We start from the raw sequence: 539 nt of genomic DNA, 5'->3' as shown, positions 1-539 counted from the left end.
CATATACCAGCCTTTATAGTTAGTTTCAGCACCAGCCCATGTCCAATGCGCCAACCACAATTTGTAATTTGCTAAATTGGCAGTTATAAATTTGTTTAAATAATCATTTCTGCTGGCATAAAGAGCGGTATCATAACCTTGACTCGAAATATAATCCAAAAATTTAATAGCATTTTTAGTAGCTTGTGTGCCCGTAATACCGGCTGTTCTATGCTCATTCCATTCCTCAAAATCATAAGCAACTGGATACGTTATCTTGCTTTTATATGGCTTAATTATATCAATACAATGCTTAGCTTCATCTAACGCTTCTTCCTCGTTTAACGCCGTAGAATAATAGTAAATCCCAACCTTTAAACCTGCGGCATATGCGCCTTTTATATTATTCACAAATTTTTCGTCAACATACTTGTTACCAGCCGCACCATATCCACGACCGCCAGCTTTAATCATAACAAATGAAATTCCAGCGCTCCTAACTTGAACCCAATTTATATCCCCCTGATAATGCGAAACATCCACACCCATCAATTTATTAC

At 37.1% G+C, this 539-nt stretch carries 1 protein-coding gene; it reads right to left on the bottom strand.

All coding sequences use genetic code 11. From position 1 onward, the window contains the following. Positions 1–539: GH25 family lysozyme (locus ACYVTD_RS15920; RefSeq protein WP_461248663.1), on the bottom strand; the 539-nt coding region annotated here is incomplete at both ends.

The organism is Treponema sp. R6D11 (assembly GCF_054786075.1).
This window is presented reverse-complemented; position numbering and strand designations above follow the sequence as displayed.